At 50.5% G+C, this 15,091-nt stretch carries 15 protein-coding genes; 6 read left to right on the forward strand and 9 right to left on the reverse strand.

The features are described from left to right. Window positions 1–186 precede the first annotated feature (186 nt). On the forward strand, window positions 187–1,482 hold the full coding sequence (locus tag DQW12_RS02205; RefSeq protein ID WP_113906129.1) for an MFS transporter: 1,296 nt from the start codon (window positions 187–189) through the stop codon (window positions 1,480–1,482). Here DQW12_RS02205 and pgm read toward each other — a convergent pair. Both pgm and seqA read right to left on the reverse strand, forming a co-directional pair. Next, window positions 1,479–3,116: a phosphoglucomutase (alpha-D-glucose-1,6-bisphosphate-dependent) gene (gene pgm, locus DQW12_RS02210; protein ID WP_113906131.1), complete on the reverse strand. Its 1,638-nt coding sequence runs from the start codon at window positions 3,114–3,116 to the stop codon at window positions 1,479–1,481. The genes DQW12_RS02205 and pgm overlap by 4 nt on opposite strands. Further along, on the reverse strand, window positions 3,116–3,730 hold the full coding sequence (seqA, locus tag DQW12_RS02215; protein ID WP_113906133.1) for a replication initiation negative regulator SeqA: 615 nt from the start codon (window positions 3,728–3,730) through the stop codon (window positions 3,116–3,118). Before seqA ends, pgm begins: the two co-directional genes overlap by 1 nt. A 143-nt stretch (window positions 3,731–3,873) precedes the next feature. On the opposite strand from seqA, the gene DQW12_RS02220 reads away from it, so the two are divergent. The 5 genes from DQW12_RS02220 (at window position 3,874) to DQW12_RS02240 (ending at window position 7,063) form a co-directional block, all read left to right on the forward strand. Continuing rightward, window positions 3,874–4,662, forward strand: a complete 789-nt coding sequence (locus DQW12_RS02220; RefSeq protein WP_113906135.1) for an alpha/beta fold hydrolase — start codon at window positions 3,874–3,876, stop codon at window positions 4,660–4,662. Between the two features lie 44 nt (window positions 4,663–4,706). Then, window positions 4,707–4,925, forward strand: a complete 219-nt coding sequence (locus DQW12_RS02225) for a DUF2788 domain-containing protein (RefSeq protein WP_113906137.1) — start codon at window positions 4,707–4,709, stop codon at window positions 4,923–4,925. Between the two features lie 38 nt (window positions 4,926–4,963). Next, on the forward strand, window positions 4,964–5,488 hold the full coding sequence (gene fldA / locus DQW12_RS02230; RefSeq protein WP_113906139.1) for a flavodoxin FldA: 525 nt from the start codon (window positions 4,964–4,966) through the stop codon (window positions 5,486–5,488). 79 nt (window positions 5,489–5,567) lie between these two features. Beyond that, the gene (fur, locus tag DQW12_RS02235) at window positions 5,568–6,029 is read left to right on the forward strand and encodes a ferric iron uptake transcriptional regulator (RefSeq protein WP_113906141.1); all 462 of its coding nucleotides are present in this window, start codon (window positions 5,568–5,570) and stop codon (window positions 6,027–6,029) included. A 2-nt stretch (window positions 6,030–6,031) separates the two neighbouring features. Then, a complete protein-coding gene (locus tag DQW12_RS02240; RefSeq protein ID WP_113906143.1) occupies window positions 6,032–7,063 on the forward strand; it encodes a saccharopine dehydrogenase family protein in 1,032 nt (343 codons plus the stop codon). Between the two features lie 537 nt (window positions 7,064–7,600). Here DQW12_RS02240 and glnS read toward each other — a convergent pair. From glnS to prfB, 7 genes are all read right to left on the reverse strand, one after another. Next, window positions 7,601–9,277 carry a glutamine--tRNA ligase gene (gene glnS, locus DQW12_RS02245; RefSeq protein WP_113906145.1) on the reverse strand — a complete coding sequence of 559 codons (1,677 nt, stop codon included), beginning with the start codon at window positions 9,275–9,277 and terminating at the stop codon, window positions 7,601–7,603. A 77-nt stretch (window positions 9,278–9,354) separates the two neighbouring features. After that, the gene (locus tag DQW12_RS02250) at window positions 9,355–10,284 is read right to left on the reverse strand and encodes a 5-oxoprolinase subunit C family protein (protein WP_113906147.1); all 930 of its coding nucleotides are present in this window, start codon (window positions 10,282–10,284) and stop codon (window positions 9,355–9,357) included. A gap of 2 nt (window positions 10,285–10,286) precedes the next feature. Then, window positions 10,287–11,006, reverse strand: a complete 720-nt coding sequence (gene pxpB / locus DQW12_RS02255; RefSeq protein WP_113906149.1) for a 5-oxoprolinase subunit PxpB — start codon at window positions 11,004–11,006, stop codon at window positions 10,287–10,289. Beyond that, window positions 11,003–11,758, reverse strand: coding sequence for a 5-oxoprolinase subunit PxpA (locus tag DQW12_RS02260; RefSeq protein WP_113906151.1), 756 nt, complete (start codon window positions 11,756–11,758; stop codon window positions 11,003–11,005). Before DQW12_RS02260 ends, pxpB begins: the two co-directional genes overlap by 4 nt. Next, entirely contained in the window at window positions 11,755–12,144 is a 390-nt protein-coding gene (locus tag DQW12_RS02265; RefSeq protein ID WP_113906153.1) for a hypothetical protein, read from the reverse strand. The genes DQW12_RS02260 and DQW12_RS02265 overlap by 4 nt, the downstream gene beginning before the upstream one ends. 173 nt (window positions 12,145–12,317) lie before the next feature. Next, entirely contained in the window at window positions 12,318–13,826 is a 1,509-nt protein-coding gene (gene lysS, locus DQW12_RS02270; RefSeq protein WP_113906155.1) for a lysine--tRNA ligase, read from the reverse strand. A 106-nt stretch (window positions 13,827–13,932) separates the two neighbouring features. Next, window positions 13,933–15,031, reverse strand: a protein-coding gene (gene prfB / locus DQW12_RS02275; RefSeq protein ID WP_113906156.1) for a peptide chain release factor 2 whose coding sequence is annotated in 2 segments (ribosomal slippage) — window positions 13,933–14,955 and window positions 14,957–15,031 — 1,098 coding nt in all. Because the reading frame shifts where the segments join, the coding sequence is not laid out codon by codon here. Window positions 15,032–15,091 lie beyond the last annotated feature (60 nt).

Raw genomic sequence — 15,091 nt, forward strand, 5'->3', positions numbered from 1 at the left:
CGGGTTATTTATCATTTAAAGTCTCAAATTAACCGACATGCATTGATGATAACCACCGCCCCCCGCTTGAGCAAGTTATAACCTGTGGAAATCTCGTGCATATCCTCGAATTCCCAGAGATTCTGGCTGAATAAGCGTTCACCTGTTAAAGTACGGATTATTCTTTTTTGCGTTTTTAGGTACGCCATGCTTCGACAACAAATTCGCTCGGTCAGCTCGTTACTCTCCACTATGACACTCATTGGCCTGTGCGTGGGCATGACCAGTACCCTGCTGAGTTTGCGTGCCACTATTGAGGGTTTCTCAACCCTTACCACCGGTATTATTATGTCGGCCTATTTTCTTGGCTTCTTGTTTGGCACTACCCGTGCGCCGAAAGATATTCGCCGCGTGGGCTATATTCGTGCGTTCGGTGGTTTGGCCGCTCTGGCAACTATTGCCGTGCTTATGCAGTCCATTTGGATTAACCCTGTGGTTTGGTTTTTAATGCGTTTCCTCAGTGGTTTTGCCCTGTCGGCCATGTTCGTTATCGCCGAAGGTTGGCTCAACACTATGGCCGACAATAAAAACCGCGGCGCAATGTTGTCGGTTTACATGGTACTTATTTATGGCGGGCTTATTACCGGGCAGTTGGTGCTGAGTGTTGCCGATCCGGGCACTTTTGTGCCTTTTGCTATTATTGCCCTGCTTATCAACCTGTCTTTGGTACCTATTTTAGCCAGCGTTACGGTTGAGCCCACAACCCACGAGCCGAAAAAAGTATCATTGAAGTTTTTAATTGAACAGGCACCACTGGGTATAGCCACGGCATTTATTATTCAAGCCTGCTACGCCATGTTCTATGGTGTTGGCCCTGTGTACGCCATTCATCTTGGCTTAACCGTATCGCAAGTTACCTTTTTTATGGCGTCGTTTATTCTTGGCGGCTTACTCGCACAAACGCCCATTGGTCTGCTCTCCGACCGTTTCGACAGGCGTGCAGTGCTCGCCGGCTGCGCCGCCAGTGGTGCTATTATTGCTTTAATACTCGCCAATTTGTCAGGCGCGTATCCGTGGCTGGTGTTTGTCGCCATGGGCGGATTAGGCGCAAGCCTTTTGCCGCTTTATTCGCTGTCCATGGCACACACCAACGACTTTTTAGAACACGACCAAATGATCGCGGCTACGGGCGCCATCATAAAAGTTGGGGGCGTTGGCGCCGTTATTGGCGCACCGTCTGTGGCCGCCATGATGCAATTCGGCGCTATTAACTATTTCTTTCTGTTGATGTCGGCATTGTCGGCCATTGTTGCCTGTTATGCGCTGTACCGTATGACACAACGCAAACGACCAGACGCACAAGGGCATTCACCTTTTGCCGCATTGGCGCCCGCGCAAACGTCTGAGGAGATTCTTTATTCGATGGTGGACGAGGCACAAGAGGAAGAGAACGAAGAGAAGGCAACCGTGGTTACCGGCCCTCCGTTAGAGAAAGAGCCTTAGCCATTTAGCCAGCTCACAATAAGCGCTTGGGCTTGCGTTTGAATTGCGCTGAGGTGTTCAGCGCTTTTTAAGCTTTCTGCGTAAATTTTGTAGACCGGCTCGGTACCCGATGGCCGTGCCGCAAACCATCCATTTTCGGTCACCACTTTCACACCGCCAAAAGCGGCATTATTACCAGGCGCCGTTGTTAAGCGCGCTAGCACCTTTTCACCGGCCAACTCTTCCAGTTCAGGCACAGCTGTAGTGAGTGCAGCAAAGGCTTCCATTTCTTCGCGGCTTGCCGCACAGTCAAGCCGCGCATAAAACGATTTGCCGTATTGGTTTTCCAGTTCAGCATAATAAGCACTGGGGCTTTTACCTGTTTTGGCCTGAATTTCAGCAGCTAATAAGGTCAGCAAAAAGCCGTCTTTATCAGTACTAAAGGGCTGCCCCTGCATATCAAGGAAGCTCGCACCGGCGCTTTCTTCGCCAGCAAACGCAACCGTTGCGTCGTGTAAGCCTTGCGCAAACCATTTAAAGCCAACCGGCACTTCCATCAGTTCGCGCCCAACGCCTGCTACCACCCGGTCAATAATGGCACTCGATACTAAGGTTTTGCCAATTCGTGCCTGTTCAGGCCAGTTGCGGTGTTTTGCGGTGTAATCAATTGCTACCGCTAAATAGTGATTCGGGTTCATTAAGCCGTCGCGGGTAACAATACCGTGGCGATCATAATCGGGGTCATTGCCGACCGCGAGGTCAAACTGGTCTTTCATATTCAGCATCGACGCCATCGCGTCGGCAGACGAGCAGTCCATACGAATAGCGCCGTCTTTGTCTAACGTCATAAAGCTGAACAGCGGGTCAACCTGATCATTCACAATAGTGAGGTTCAAGCCATAGGTTTGTTTTATCGCATGCCAGTAAGCAATACCGGCGCCGCCCATAGCATTAACGCCTATATGCAAATTCGAGCCACGAATAGCTTCCATATCAATAGCTTGGGCTAAATCGTTAACGTAGTTCTGCACCCAAGGCTGGCGCTTTAACCGTTTCGACTTGAGCGCTTCTTTATAGCCAACAACTTCTACGCCCATCAGCTCGCTGCTTAAAATTGCATTTGCATATTTCTCAATCACCGAGGTTACGTCTGAGTCGGCAGGACCTCCGTGCGGTGGGTTATATTTAAAACCCCCGTCTTGCGGCGGGTTGTGCGACGGCGTAATGACCACGCCATCGGCAAATCCTGAATTGCGGCCGCGGTTGTAGCGCAAAATTTCGTGGCTTATCACTGGGGTTGGCGTATAGCCTAAGTCGTCTTGCACATGTACTTCAACGCCGTTCGCAATGAAAACTTCTAACGCCGTAATAAATGCAGCTTCCGACAATGCATGGGTGTCTTTACCCAGCATTAACGGACCGGTAATGCCCTGCTCTGCGCGGTAGCCACAAATCGCTTGGCTCATGGCCAGCACATGCGCTTCGTTAAACGACGCATTCGTCGCAGTACCACGGTGTCCTGAGGTACCAAATTTCACCATTTGCGGGGCGCGCCGAGTATTCGGCTCAATAACATAGTAAGCCGACATTAAGCTTGGCAAATGAATCAAGTCTTCATGGGTTGCGGGCTGGCCCGCACGCGGATGTTTGCTCATTATAAATAATCCCTAATTTTTTCAGCTTCGGCAGCGCTATAACCTAGCGTTTCAGCAACCCGCGTTAACATCGATTTTTTCTTTGTGGTATTCGAGTTGGTGATAACCCAGAAACCCGACCCCGGTATTTCTTTTGGATTGGTACTCTTGCCACTCTGCAGCAATGCTTGTTCGCTCGTCGCAAAATAAAGGCGATCCCGACCACGAATATTGAGCACCTGATGAAATGATTTTGTATGACAACGATACAGTACCGATAAAATATAAAGAAAACGCCCCACTTTGCCTTTCTGCGCAGCCAAATCTTCATCTGTAATATTGTCTAGAACTTTACCGGCTACGTCGGCTTCAACCGCAGATTCTGGCGTATTGCTTGTTCTCGTTTCCTCACCTGCTGAACGAGCGGGCTCTGTAACCACGCCTTTTTCGCTGTTTTCCGGACATGTAACAGCAACGGCTGTGGTAGGCTCGGGCTCTGACACCGCGCTTTCAGCAATAGCCGTTGGGCTCAAATCCAGTAAGCGCCGCAGTATGTCGGAAGCACTTTCACCAATAAATTGAGTGTGTGAGGCAATATAGCGATAAAGCTCGTCGTCTATGTCTATCCGTTTCATAATGTGTCTTCTTATTTTTATGGTGTGGGCTTTAAACACCGCACACAACCTCAAACCGATGCCACGCATTATAACCAAGCCGAGAAAGGTTTGCACCGCAGCATGCACTTACGCAACAATTAAGCGACTATTAAGGAGCAAACATGAATTTAAATTATGAAGTTTCTGGTCTAGACACAGCCCCAGTGGTGGTGCTGATCCACGGCTTGTTTGGCGATCTCGACAATTTGAAGAGTATAAGCCGCGCACTCAACGAGCACTACCGCGTAATTAACCTCGATGTGCGAAATCACGGCCAATCACCTTGGGCTGACACCATGTCCTTCCAAGACATGGCAAACGATGTGTTAGCGGTTCTCGACAAAGAGCAAATTGACTCCGCCCACTTTCTTGGTCATTCCATGGGTGGCAAAATTGCCATGGAAATAGCGCTTCGTCATAGCGGCCGAGTGAGCAGCCTTATTGTTGCTGACATTGCTCCGGTAGCCTACGACGCCCGCCACAGCACTATTATTGAAGCCCTTTGCGGTGTTGATTTAACAGCCGTGAAGAGCCGTAAAGACGCAGACCAACAGTTAGCCAAGTCAATCTCGGAAGCAGGTGTGCGGCAGTTTTTACTGAAAAATCTTCGCAAGCAAGACAGCAATGATTGGTGCTGGCGGATGAATTTAACCGCGCTCGAGCGTTGTTATCCCGACTTAATTGGCTCGCCTACCGAGGAAGGCGAATACAATGGGCCGGTACTCTTTATCCGTGGCGGTAACTCAGACTATATCCAAAGTAGCCACCGTAAGGCGATTCTGCAGCGCTTTCCCAAGGCCGAAGCCAAAACCATGGAAGGTGTCGGGCATTGGTTACACGCTGAAAAACCGAACGTTTTTAACGGTTTAGTTTCTCGTTTTCTAGATGAGAATAATTCAGCCTTGTGCTAATATAGCGCCACTAATTTTCTGGCTTTGTGCATAGGAGCAGAAGCATGTTCGGCGACAATCTCGAACAAATCGAATCCCTAATGACTAATTTTGCGATTGCGGTACTTTTTCTACTCATCGGATTAGCCATTCAAGACGTACTAAAAAAAGGGGATGTGCCTCCCTTTGGTCGGTTTTTCGTCTGGTTGGTCTTGTTTCTTGGCATGGCCGGGTTTATCGCAAAAGGTATTATTCAATTCGTGGTGGAAGCGAACATACACTAATCGCAAGCACCGTAGTACGCAGGAAAGGTGGAAACACAATGGCTACAGTTGGACTCTTTTTTGGTAGCGACACAGGCAATACCGAAGCCGTCGCGCAGATGATTCAAAAAGAACTTGGGAAACACTTAATCGATGTAAAAGACATCGCGAAATCAAGCAAAGAAGACATTGCTGAGTATGATCTTTTATTGTTTGGTATTCCCACATGGTACTACGGAGAAGCCCAATGTGACTGGGACGACTTCTTTCCTGAGTTTGAGCAAATTGATTTTACCGACAAACTCGTGGCTATTTTTGGCTGTGGTGACCAAGAAGACTATGCAGAATACTTCCTCGATGCCATGGGCATGGTGCGCGACATCGTTGAAGCCCGTGGCGGAATCATTATTGGCCATTGGCCAACAGAAAGTTATCATTTTGAAGCGTCGAAAGGCCTTGCCGACAGCAGCCACTTTGTGGGATTAGGAATTGACGAAGACCGCCAACCCGAGCTAACAAAAGAACGCGTTACCGCTTGGTGTGCACAACTTCGCGAAGAAATGATGCTCGACGAGTTAGCGTGAAGCACTGCTGAATAAGCATGCTTTTCTTTTAGGCTTGTGCCTATAATTCAATATCATTAAAGAGAAGAAGAGAAGGCTCATGGCAACCAATGATGATCAGTTAAAAAAAGCTGGGTTGAAGGTTACGTCGCCCCGTTTACGTGTTCTTGAGGTACTCAAAAACCCAGACCATCAGCACATTAGCGCCGAAGACGTGTTTAAAATCCTCCTCGACAAAGGTGAAGAGGTAGGCTTAGCCACCGTTTACCGCGTGCTGAACCAATTCGACGACGCTGGCATTGTGACTCGCCATCATTTCGAGGGCGGCCGTTCGGTTTTTGAACTGAGCAAGAAAAATCATCATGACCACTTAGTTTGCCTTACTTGCGGACGCGTTATTGAATTTGAAGACGATGTAATTGAACAACGCCAACTCAGTGTTGCCGCCGAGCATAATATTGAACTTACCAACCACAGCCTGTATCTATATGGTGAGTGCAAGAACGCAGAAACCTGTGAATACAACACAGAAGATGCAGAACACCATAGAGTAGGAATTTAATCATGAAATGGATGATCTACGGCGCTTACGGTTACACCGGCGAACTCATCACTCACTATGCAAAGCGTATGGGATACACGCCTATTCTTGCCGGTCGCGATGCACAGAAAACGCGCGAATTGGCTGAGCGCGTAAGCCTAGAAGCCCGTGTTTTTGCGCTAAACCCAGACGAAATTGAAAAGCATTTGGTCGATATTGATCTTGTTGTACATTGTGCGGGGCCCTTTGAAATCACGGCTGAACCGATGATCAAAGGCTGTATTGCCACCGGCACGCATTACCTCGACATTACCGGTGAACTCTCGGTTTTTGAACTCGCCCACTCGCTCCGCAAAGAAGCCGAGCAGGCCGGCATTGTAGTATGCCCAGGTGTGGGCTTTGACGTGATTCCCACCGACTGCATTGCGGCGCGTTTGAAGTCGCAAATGCCGAACGCAACCCACCTTCGTCTCGGTTTCGACTCGCGCTCTCGAATGAGCCGAGGCACCAGCAAAACCAGTGTGCGCCGTTTAGCAGAGGGTGGAGCCGTGCGCAAAGACGGCAAGATTGTGAATGTGCCACTCGCCTATAAAACCGACACCATTAACTTTGGCGACGGTTCGAAACTTGCCATGACAATTCCGTGGGGCGACGTGTCCACAGCCTACTACACTACGGGTGTTCCCAATATTGAGGTGTACATTCCGGCCAGCCCTAAGCTGGTAAAAAGTCTGAAACGTTTGAACTGGTTCCGTTGGGCGCTCGGTTTTGGTTTCGTACAAAACTTTATGAGCAAGAAAATTGACAAGCAACCAGCGGGGCCCGAACAAAAAGAGCGCGACAAAAACGCAACGTGGGTGTGGGGTGAAATTAGCAACGCCCAAGGCGAAACCATTGTATTACGGGAAAAAGTGCTGAACGGCTATACGCTTACGGCCCGTGGCGCAGTAGAGCTTGCAATCTACGTGTTGCGTAACCAACTCAAGCCCGGTTTTTACACCCCGTCTCGCCTTTACGGTGCAAAATTAATCGACCGCTTTCTCGCAGAGAAATAAATCCTGTATGCGCGGCAATGCCGCGCGGCGGTGCTGACGCCTACGAGGTTGCTTGGAGCGTTCATATCTGAACCTGTCGAAGCACTGAATTCGAGTTCAAAGGTCGCCTGTGGGCGTTGGGCATTTCGGGGGCAGGCCCTGTGGAGGCATGGATGCCGGAAGAGGAGCGCCCATGGATGGCTCGAGCGTGCCTGCACACGAAATCCCAATGACCGCAGAATAGCGACCGCCCGACTCCTTATCGAAGCAGATGTTGCAAAGGCTCCCCGGGGCACGCCAACAACTTTCGAGGTCAGCGCTGCCTTTTCGTACGCGTAACCCGTACCGGCAGCGCCAACAGGAATCTGTCGAAGCGATTGAGTCCGAATTCAGAGGTCGCCTGTGGGCGTTGGGCATTTCGGGGGCAGGCCCTGTGGAGGCATGGATGCCGGAAGAGGAGCGCCCATGGATGGCTCGAGCGTGCCTGCACACGAAATCCCAATGACCGCAGAATAGCGACCGCCCCACTCCTTATCGAAGCAGATCGGCGAAACGCTATTAAGCGTCTTGCGCTTCCATCTTGGCCCAACTGTCGCGTAACCCCACAGTACGGTTGAACACCAAGGTGTTCTCCGTACCGTCTTTGGAATCGCGGCAGAAGTAGCCTACCCGCTCAAACTGAATGCCCTTGCCCGGCTCGGCGTCTGCAAGCGAAGGCTCAACATAGCCTTCTACCACCACCAGAGACTCCGGATTGAGGCTTTCCGCCAAGGTTTCTGCTGCGCCGGGATTAGGAACTTGGAACAAACGATCATACAAACGAATCTCTGCCGGCAACGCATGCGGTACTGATACCCAGTGAATCACGCCCTTTACCTTGCGACCGTCTGCTGGATCTTGCCCTAAAGTGTCGGCGTCGTAACTGCAGTAAATGGTTTGAATTTCACCCGCTTCGTCTTTTTCCACACGCTCAGCTTTAATCACATAGGCGTTACGCAAGCGAACTTCTTTACCCAAAACCAAGCGCTTAAATTTCTTATTCGCTTCTTCGCGGAAGTCTTCCCGCTCAATATAGAGCACACCACTAAAGGGCACCTGCCGGCTGCCTAGCGACTCGTCATTGGGATGATTTGGCGCAACCAGCATTTCATGCTGGTTTTCTGGGTAATTTTCAATGACCACGCGCACCGGCTCTAAAACCGCCATGGCGCGGGGCGCGTTGGTGTTCAAATCGTCTCGAATACAAGACTCAAGCACACCCATTTCCACCATGTTGTCCATTTTAGTCACACCAATGCGGTGCGCGAATTCACGAATGGCTGCAGGTGTGTAACCGCGCCGACGTAATCCTGCAATTGTAGGCATGCGAGGGTCGTCCCAGCCCGCTACGTGCTGCTCTGTTACCAGCTCGTTGAGCTTGCGCTTACTCATTACCGTGTATTCGAGGTTCAACCGAGAAAACTCGATCTGCTGTGGATGACAGTCGATAGAAATATTATCTAACACCCAGTCGTACAAGCGGCGGTTGTCTTGAAACTCTAAGGTACAGAGTGAATGGGTGATCCCTTCAAGTGCATCAGAAATACAGTGCGTGAAATCATACATGGGGTACACACACCATTTGTCACCGGTTTGGTGATGATGTACGTGACGAATGCGATAAATCACAGGATCGCGCATACACATAAAGGGCGACGCCATGTCAATTTTCGCCCGCAATGAACACTCGCCTTCTTTGTATTCGCCGGCGGTCATACGAGCAAAGGCGTCGAGGTTGTCTTGTACTGGCGTGTCGCGATAAGGGCTATTCTGACCAGGCGCTGTTAATGTGCCACGCATGGCACGAATGTCGTCCTGCGACGAGAAATCAACGTATGCCAAACCCTTTTCAATAAGCTCAATGGCAAAACCATGCAATGCGTCGAAGTAGCTCGAGGAATACCGGGGCTCGCCACTCCATTCATAACCGAGCCAGCGTACGTCGTCTTTAATGGCACTCACATACTCTAAGCTTTCTTTGAGCGGGTTAGTGTCGTCGAAACGCAGGTTACAAGTGCCTTGGTAGTCTTCTGCAATACCAAAGTTCAAAACAATAGATTTTGCATGGCCAATGTGCAAATAACCATTGGGCTCGGGTGGAAAACGCGTGTGAACTTCTGAGTGTTTTCCAGACGCTAAATCTGCGTCAATAATTTTCCGGATAAAATTGCTCGGGCGCGCACCGCTCTCGGTCATTTCCTGTTTTCTCCATTCGCTACTACAACCACGGCGGGTCGAATTGTGGCGGCTATGATCGCAATAAACGCCAACGCTTACAAGCCGAAAAAGCGCAAATAACGGCGCATTTGTTGCTGCGCATTGGTGATATTGATAGGTTGGAAGCGTACTTTTGTACCCGGCGCTCGTTGCGCCAGCTCATAACCCGATAACGGTAAAATAGCACCGAGTTTCGGATAGCCGCCCAATGTTTGTCGTTGTTGTAATAACACAATAGGTTGGCCATTACCCGGCACTTGCACAGCGCCGTAACAAACCCCTTCAGACAACAAGTTTCCCTCAGGAATACTCAACGCAGGGCCCGACAAACGCGCCCCCATGCTGTCGCTTTCTGGTAGTAGTTCGTACTCGTTGTCCCATAGCGTTTGCCAACTTGCCTTACTGAACTGATGTTGCTGATAGCCAGGAATCAATTGCAAACTGAGTGGTGCATTGTAGTCTGGTAAATAAAGCTCGGGTATTTGCCGCGCTATGCCCTCTTCGGTTAAATGTGCACAAGGTAAAAAGTCGTGTTTTCTCAAACGCTCGCCGTCGCCGTGCAACCCACCTAACCCGTCTCTTAATACCGTTGCGCAACTTCCTAGCGTTTGCGGCAACTGAAAGCCACCTTGCACACTCACATAAGCGCGGAATCCATGGCGAGGATAACCAAACTTCAAGCGATCGCCTTGGCGCACCCAAAAGCTGCGCCATGGAATTTGTGGTTTGCCATTCAGTGTTAAATTCAAGTCGCCGCCGGTTATCGAGATCATGCTCTGCGTTTGGCATTCAAACTCGGTTCCGCCCGCTGTTATTTCAATAAGCGCAGTGCCCGGAGCGTTGCCCAGCAAACGATTAGCCCAGTTTGCGGCCATGGCGTCGGCAGGGCCACCCGGGGTAACACCAAGGTGTTGATAACCATTTCGCCCTTGATCTTGAACAACAGCATGAATACCCGGCTTGATCACTAATAATCCAGTTTTCATGCTTAATTCTCCTCACTACAGCGCAATAAGGCGTTCAACGTTTCTGCCGACACCGGTTTAAAGCGCACACGATCGCCTACTTCTACGGGGGTCATGGCATCGCTCGCAAGTTCTGGGCGCGGGTTAAACCAGCGCATGGCAGCGCGGCCAATAAGGTTCCAGCCACCCGGCCCCGCAAATGGGTAAACTGCTGTTTGTGCACCCGCGATACCTAAACTACCGGCGGGTACCTTCTTGCGCGGCGTTTCCAAGCGCGGCGTAATCAACTTCTCATGCAAGCCACTTAAATAGGCAAAACCGGGCGCAAAACCTAGTGCAGCTACTTGATACTCAACCTCACTATGAAGTTCGATCACTTGTGCTTCAGAAAGCTTCGCCTGCGCTGCAACACGGGTTAGCTCAGGTCCAAAGTCGCCGCCATAACACACTGGAACTTCCACTAATTTGCCGGCGTTGCTCATGGATATCGGCCACGCCACTTCTGCCGCGGCTTGCTCTACGCACTGCTCAAGATCATACAGACGAATGGCGCGTGGCTCGTAATACACAAGAAGCGTGGTATAGGCGGGCACCACTTCACGAATAATGCCTTTGTATTTATCGAGCAGCCGCTCACGAACCTTGGCCAAATAAAACGGCAGTTGTTCATCCATGCGGTCGCCAAACTGCGCAAGAATGGCGTCGACACCGGCGATGGAGAATTCAGGAAGCGGCTTTTTCATGCGGCGGATATCCTTTTTAAAAGTTGTCGAATATCGGCAACGGTGGCCACAGACTCAGGATTATCGCCGTGCACACAGAGCGTTTCTACCTCAAGTGCAATCGACCTACCTGAAACGGTGCGCACACGCCCTTCTTCCGCCAGTTGGCGTGCTTGCTCGAGAATACGTGCGCGTTCGTGATACACACTACCCGCTTGGGTTCGCGGCATTAAACGCCCTTCATCGGTGTAAGCTCGATCCGCGAAAGCTTCGCCCCACAAGGTCAAACCAAACTCGGCGGCTCTGCTACGCAGCTGTTCGAGCTCGGGAGTGGCCAACACCATACAGGGCAGGCTTGGATCAAAATCAGTAATGCCCTGCAACACGGCAGCAAATACCGTGGCGTTATTCATCATGTCGTTATAAAGCGCGCCGTGCGGCTTTACGTATGAAAGCACAGAGCCGTGCGCTCGACACATACCGGCGATCGCACCAATTTGGTAGCACACCATGGCGGTAATTTCTTCGGCGCTACAAGCCATGGAGCGACGGCCAAAGCCCTCTTTATCAGGATAAGCAGGGTGAGCACCAATCTGCACGCGATGTTGCGCGGCAAGAGCCACAGTGCGGCTCATAGTGAGGGGATCAGACGCATGAAAGCCAGTGGCAATATTGGCGCAGTCAATGAGCGGCATAAGCGCTTCGTCGTTACCCATGCGCCAGGCACCAAAGCTTTCACCTAAATCGGCATTGAGTAACAGTTGCCGGCTCATTTACTCTTCCCGTATTTTTCCGCAAAACGCGCTTGCAATAAAAAGAAGCAATAAACGCCAAGCCCGAAGCTAAACAACCACAAGGTTGGTAAACTAAGGCTCCACGCACGGTGCTCAAAGTAAATAGCGATGGTGCCTACCCCACCGAAGGTCATGAGTGCGGTGCTTAACCAGGTTGCAGGTAAAACGAATTTTTGCACTTTGTGCAAGCCCACAATACCGGCCAGCGCCCCCAGCATAATGCCCCATGCAATAGGCATAAAAGCACGATGCCAATTCAGCCCAGTGGCCACAATTAAGTTCCACAAGTCGTTGGCCTCAGAGAGCAAGAAAATGAGGCCTAAAGGCGCGGTAACGAGTGCGATAGCGCGTTGAATTTGATTCATAAATTATCCATGTCAGAAGCTTCTGTGGTGAATCATGCCAAAGCATAGCATGAAAGCAAACACGACTATGGTCTGATGACGTGTATCACATGAATAGGAAGAAGGGATTTGTACGCGCAGCTTGTGCGAGGTTTGCGCGGCATTTTCTCAAAGAAGAATGCCGCGCATGCCGATTATGCTTGTGGACGCATGTGTGGGAACAAGAGTACGTCGCGAATTGACGGAGAGTCGGTCAACAGCATCACCAAACGGTCGATACCGATCCCCTCCCCCGCTGTAGGTGGTAAACCGTGCTCTAGCGCCGTTACGTAGTCCGCGTCGTAGAACATAGCTTCCGCGTCACCTGCTTCTTTTTGTTCAACTTGCTCTTTAAAACGCGCAGCTTGGTCCTCTGCGTCGTTCAGCTCCGAGAAGCCGTTGGCAATTTCGCGCCCACCCACAAAAAACTCAAACCGATCCGTTACAAAGGGGTCTTCGTCGTTGCGGCGCGCTAATGGCGACACTTCTGCAGGATAAGCAGTAATAAAAGTCGGCTCCATCAACTGATGCTCTGCCGTAGCTTCAAAAATTTCGATTTGAATTTTGCCAAGGCCCCAGCTCTTTTGTACTTTAATGCCGAGTTGCTCAGCAATCGCGGTCGCCTGCGCCAAATCATTCAACTGCTCGCGGGTAATCTCAGGGTTGTACTTCATAATGGCGTCGAGCACGGTTAAACGCGCAAACGGTTGACCAAAATGGAAGGTTTGCCCCTGATAGTTCACATCAGTGGTACCCAGCAGTTCCTGCGCTAAGCCACGAATCATTTCTTCTGTTAGGTCCATCAGGTCTTGATAATCTGCGTAACCCCAGTAGAACTCGAGCATAGTGAATTCTGGATTATGGCGGGTCGATAGCCCTTCATTACGGAAGTTACGATTGATCTCAAACACTTTCTCAAAACCACCCACAACCAAACGCTTCAAATAAAGCTCAGGTGCGATACGCAGATACAACTCCATGTCTAACGCATTGTGATGGGTTACAAACGGGCGTGCAGAAGCACCGCCAGGAATGGTTTGCATCATCGGGGTTTCTACTTCAAGGAATGCGCGGTCGTTCAAGAAGCGGCGAATGTAATCCACCGCTTTACTGCGCATGACAAAGGTTTCACGCGACTTTTGGTTCACGATCAAATCGAGGTAGCGTTGACGATAACGGGTCTCTTGATCCGCCAAACCGTGGAATTTATCCGGCAGCGGACGTAATGCCTTAGTCAGTAGGCGAATCTCATCCACTTGCACACTCAGTTCACCTGTGTTGGTTTTAAATAAAACCCCAGATGCACCCACAATATCGCCCAAGTCCCATTTCTTGAAACCGTCGTTATAAACGCCCTCAGGCAAGTTGTCGCGGGCAACGTATAACTGAATCTGACCACTCATGTCTTGAATGGTGGCGAAACTTGCTTTCCCCATAATACGACGCAGCATCATACGCCCAGCTACGTTTACGCGAATGCCTTCGGCAACCAGCGCGTCACGCTCTTTGTCGTCGTGGGCTGCATGCAAATCGGCGGCCAGGCTGTCGCGACGAAAATCATTTGGAAAAGCCACGCCCTTCTCACGCAATCCCTTCAGCTTCTCTTTGCGCTCACGCAGTTGCTGATTCAGATCCACAGTCGGTTGTTGCGTGTTGTCGGTCATGGTATTTCCTCTTTTCATAAGTTTGCCAGTTTACTGACACTAAAGTTACTAATAATAAATTCGATTTTTTGTTTGCGGCAAATGGTCCACAGGCGACAGCTCAATCTTACAGCCCCGATTTCAAGCTCGCTTCGATAAAGCGGTCCAGATCACCGTCTAGCACCGCTTGTGTATTACGGGTTTCTACGCCGGTACGTAAATCTTTAATGCGCGAGTCGTCCAACACGTAAGAACGAATTTGGCTACCCCAGCCAATGTCCGACTTGCTGTCTTCCAACGCTTGGCGCTCTTCATTTTGCTTTTGCAATTCCATTTCATACAGCTTCGCTTTGAGCTGCTTCATGGCTTGGTCTTTGTTCTTGTGTTGCGAGCGATCGTTCTGGCACTGCACCACAATGCCCGACGGCTCGTGGGTAATCCGTACCGCAGAGTCAGTTCGGTTAACGTGCTGGCCACCTGCGCCTGAAGCACGATAGGTATCAATACGCAGGTCAGCCGGATTGATTTCAATCTCAATATCATCATCAATCTCTGGGTAAACGAATGCGGAGGCAAAGGATGTATGGCGCCGATTCCCAGAGTCGAAGGGTGATTTACGCACCAACCGATGCACGCCGGTTTCGGTACGCAACCAACCAAAGGCGTAATCGCCTTCAATCCGCAAGGTAGCAGATTTCAAGCCCGCAACTTCACCTTCGGAGAGTTCAATAATTTCCGTTTTCATGCCATGCGCTTCTGCCCAGCGCAAGTACATGCGTAGCAAAATGTTGCACCAGTCTTGCGCTTCGGTTCCGCCAGAGCCTGACTGCAAGTCAATGTAGCAGTCATTGGCGTCGTTAGGGCCAGAAAACATACGGCGGAATTCAAACTTTTCCAACACCTCGCGCCAGCGCGCTAATTCGGTTTCAGCGTCAGCGAGGGTGTCTTCGTCATCGGCTTCTGTCGCCATTTCCACAAAGGCTTCGGCGTCGTCTAGCCCTTGCTCTAATTCAGTAAAACCAGTGACTAACTCAGCGAGTTGCGCGCGCTCTTTGCCAAGCGCCTGTGCTTTAGGGGGATCGTTCCAAACGGCAGCGTCTTCCAGCTCGCGCTCAACTTCCTCTAAACGCTCTTGTTTGACCGTTAAGTCAAAGATACCCCCGAAGCTGCGCCGCGCGCTGCCGAAGGTCATTAATCTCGTTCAGTACTGCATTCACTTCTAACATTTTGATTCCCTAAAGCTTGGCAAAAAACGGGGGCGCAATTTTAGCGGATTTTGCGAGAAA

Source organism: Aliidiomarina celeris, from assembly GCF_003316875.1.
Taxonomy (GTDB): domain Bacteria; phylum Pseudomonadota; class Gammaproteobacteria; order Enterobacterales; family Alteromonadaceae; genus Aliidiomarina; species Aliidiomarina celeris.